The organism is Marinobacter aromaticivorans (genome assembly GCF_002806975.1).
GTDB lineage: Bacteria > Pseudomonadota > Gammaproteobacteria > Pseudomonadales > Oleiphilaceae > Marinobacter > Marinobacter aromaticivorans.
Genome location: NZ_NIHD01000033.1, coordinates 1 through 3166, shown reverse-complemented (window position 1 = coordinate 3166; position 3166 = coordinate 1). Strand labels below are relative to the sequence as shown.

4 protein-coding genes are annotated in these 3166 nt (G+C 48.0%); all 4 read right to left on the bottom strand.

Translation table 11 applies throughout. From position 1 onward, the window contains the following. Positions 1–199: 199 nt before the first annotated feature. The 4 genes from CDH48_RS18985 to CDH48_RS18965 all read right to left on the bottom strand — a co-directional run bounded on the left by CDH48_RS18985 (position 200) and on the right by CDH48_RS18965 (position 2939). Positions 200–670, bottom strand: coding sequence for a hypothetical protein (locus tag CDH48_RS18985; RefSeq protein WP_100690258.1), 471 nt, complete (start codon positions 668–670; stop codon positions 200–202). A 626-nt stretch (positions 671–1296) separates the two neighbouring features. After that, the gene (locus tag CDH48_RS18975; RefSeq protein ID WP_100690256.1) at positions 1297–1611 is read right to left on the bottom strand and encodes an HNH endonuclease; all 315 of its coding nucleotides are present in this window, start codon (positions 1609–1611) and stop codon (positions 1297–1299) included. Between the two features lie 98 nt (positions 1612–1709). Continuing rightward, on the bottom strand, positions 1710–2255 hold the full coding sequence (locus CDH48_RS18970) for a PIN domain-containing protein (RefSeq protein WP_100690255.1): 546 nt from the start codon (positions 2253–2255) through the stop codon (positions 1710–1712). A 93-nt stretch (positions 2256–2348) separates the two neighbouring features. Beyond that, positions 2349–2939: a helix-turn-helix transcriptional regulator gene (locus CDH48_RS18965; RefSeq protein ID WP_100690254.1), complete on the bottom strand. Its 591-nt coding sequence runs from the start codon at positions 2937–2939 to the stop codon at positions 2349–2351. Between the last annotated feature and the right edge of the window lie 227 nt (positions 2940–3166).

The following is a 3166-nucleotide window of genomic DNA, read 5'->3' as shown; positions in this document are numbered from 1 at the left end:
AGGGCACAAAACTCTTCCCAGCCATCCGGTTCGGCTGAGCAACCAAGCTCGACAACAAACTTGCCGAGTTGCACCAAATTCGGCAATAAAGCCCACCGAAGCCCCAGCCTTTAACGCCAACAGCACGCGCGGCTGCGGAATGAAGGCGAAGCCGCAATGTAGTAGCCGTCGCCGTGACTGTTTTTGTTAGGAGTAAACTTCACTGCACAAAAACTTTTGACAAAAGGTTCTGATCAATTTTTTCAATAGCGCCCTCTATTGTTGGCGCTGGTAGTAATCTGTCCCAACTCCATCGATAAGTCCCCAGTACTTTATTTTCTTTTCTATCGCGAATAGAAGCTGCAATTAATTGGATTCTTTCTTGTATTGGCTGGTACGCGAGAATGAGTTCATATCGGTAATTAGACTGACTCACATTTTTATGAACAATACTCCCACTGTTAGTATTCTCTACAACAGCTCTCCCAGTCTCTTCTGTGCTTAAAGCTACCCGATATCCTTTCGACTCCAGAATCATCCTTAATTCAATACTGATAAGGAGAGGATCTGCCTGCAAGTTCACGAATAAATCTTTCGGCCCATCGGCTTCTTGGGACACCATTGATTTGTTTACGCCACAACCAACTAATATTAACGAAAAAAATACGACTAAAATTATTCGAAATCCCATTTCTGCTCCTTTGCCTCTTATTGAGGAGTAATGGCAGCCCAGTACCCCAAATTACTGGGACGCTCCCATGCGGACAAGCCTTCCATCGTGTTGAATGCACCAATCGTTCACAACTTTTGCACAGTTCAGCATTGCCTCTGGGGGATAGTGCCGAACTGTATCCCCATACCGTATTTCATTTGGGTAAACGGAACCACCCGACAACTCTGATTCAAGCAATGTTCCGATTGTGCCATTTCCCGTGTCTGGCATTGCCATTTTTGATCGCAGGGTAGATGCCTTCCCAGAAGAGATCAAAGTGCAAGAGCTAACCTCCGTGAGTAATGCAGAGAGATCATGGGATAGCTTCTTTAACTCCTTCGATGTATACCCGGTGCGTTCGAGAAGTGCTTTTAAACTGATTTCACATGACAAACAGCTCAAGTACAAAACCGTTCGACCAGCCTCGTCCATTTCGAAACCGTTGTGGAACGTCGATTCGGCTGCCTCGATGAGCCTCTTTGCGAACTCAAAGCTGTAAAGCACGACCAACCTCCTAACGCCAAGCTAAGCGGTGCCCTGTCAAGGGCATCCGGTGGACGGCCGTCAGGCCGGGAACGAACTTAAGCGCCTTGTTAAGCGCTGACTTACAGGCCACGCTCAATAGCCTGTTTTATGATCGGTGCTACGGTTTCCGGAGTGATACCACGATCTTGGCAATACTTGGTTTGCAACCATGCGGATAGCTGCTTTTGACCTTTGCTGGCATTGCAGCCGCAGCAACACAAGGCAATATTTTCTCTCGTAATGATGCTGGCATCGTTAATGATGTGCTCCCAGCTCGCCGCAGACTTCCGTAGCACTTTCACAGAGGTAAATTCTTTGCGGCAATAGACACACTCCGTGTCTCGCTCTCGAACTTCTTTTTCCAGCCAGTCCGGTATGTTCCAGTTATTTGCCATTACTCAAAAGTACCTTTACCGCTTAACGCTGCCAGCATGCGCGGCTACGAAATGGAGGCGAAGCCGCAATGCAGTAGGCGTCGCCGTGCCTGGCCTTGTTAACACTGGTACTCAATGCCATCGCCTGAAATCTTGACCACATTCGCTGCAACCAACTGATTTAGTTGATTCTGAATTGCAACCTCGTTTCCCTTCAAGCCCAAGTGAGAGGCAATATGATTGCGCAGGCTTGTGACCTTTTGCGGACGTTTCTCTTTAGGCTTGGAAGTGAGGCTGTGAACCAGTTTTTGCGTATCCGCAGGTGCACTCGCAACTTTTACCTGTTTACACGGACGGCCGCCATTTTTGATATGCGCAATTAACGGTGAGAAACCGGTGTCGTTACTCACGACTTCGAAGGTAACTCCCTGTGGAGCCTCGTTGTCAAACTTGCCAAGGTAGTATGCTAGATGAAAATCCAGATTATTTGCTTGGGTTGCCTTGAGCTGAACCACCACAAGATTAATCGGCTTATCATACTTAGTGTCGGTGAAATCCAACCGTGGCTGCTTGGCTCCGAGAAACACAATTACCCGTTCATAGCTCGAAAGATCGACCTTGCCGAGACTTCCGACGTTCTCGTAATCAATAAATGCCCATTTCATGGTCGATCTCCCTGAGTGTTAACGCTTAGCTTTGCGGCGTGCCGGAGCGCCAGCGCAGGCGCGTCCGACAACAGCCATTTGTTAGCCGGTATTTTATAGGTCAAGCTTGATAATCTTTGGATTATCCTCTCGCATCAAAAATACGTTGGCCACGGGCCATTTGCTCCCTTCTAGGCCTGGATGGGATTCGTTCGTGCGCACACCAAATACCCAAATGCCGATTGACTCCAGTTCTTGTATGAGTTGTGAAAGGTCGTACGCTGCATTCACTCTGTCCCCAGCCTCAAGATCTGACCAGATTTCGCCCCAATCTTTGATGGACTGTGCGGCCGAAGCTATCAACTCCGCTTCTTTTTCCGACCTTGGGTCATCGTGATTCAGTCGGTATGCGTACGCCCCACCCACTATTTCAGCCAACTTGGTGCCGTTCTCTATACGAAAATAAAAAGCGTCCGAATTTTCATCGGAAAAAGCAGAATTATCTTCTTTTATATCCAAATCACTCGTCTTAATTCCAAAGGCCGAGGCAAGTGCTTTTTTAGATTCTAAGGAGATACTTCCGTCTTTTTCGATACGCTGCACGGTCCTCAAACTCAAGTCGGAGGCCACAGCGAGTTCCTCTTGCGACCAAGCTTTTTCTGCTCTGAGTTTCTTGACTAGCTCAAGGTTAATTTTCATATTCATCCTGCGCACCTCTCAATTAGTTATTGGACAACTGAATTGTGAGGGACAAACACTGGTTACATTACGTCATCTATACGCCACCAATACGACAGTTTTACGACATCTGGCTAACGCTGTTGTTTAGCGGCGGCTACGGAGCGCAGCGTAGTAGGCGTCCGGTGTAGGGCCGTCGGCCCGGAACGTACTACAACTACTGGTTAGAAGCCGGTTCACCCGATGGTTTCCGT

What these genes read in the sequence shown, in the direction of transcription:
- CDH48_RS18985 (WP_100690258.1), bottom strand. Translation starts at nt 670, where the DNA reads ATGGGATTTCGAATAATTTTAGTCGTATTTTTTTCGTTAATATTAGTT.
- CDH48_RS18975 (WP_100690256.1), bottom strand. Translation starts at nt 1,611, where the DNA reads ATGGCAAATAACTGGAACATACCGGACTGGCTGGAAAAAGAAGTTCGA.
- CDH48_RS18970 (WP_100690255.1), bottom strand. Translation starts at nt 2,255, where the DNA reads ATGAAATGGGCATTTATTGATTACGAGAACGTCGGAAGTCTCGGCAAG.
- CDH48_RS18965 (WP_100690254.1), bottom strand. Translation starts at nt 2,939, where the DNA reads ATGAATATGAAAATTAACCTTGAGCTAGTCAAGAAACTCAGAGCAGAA.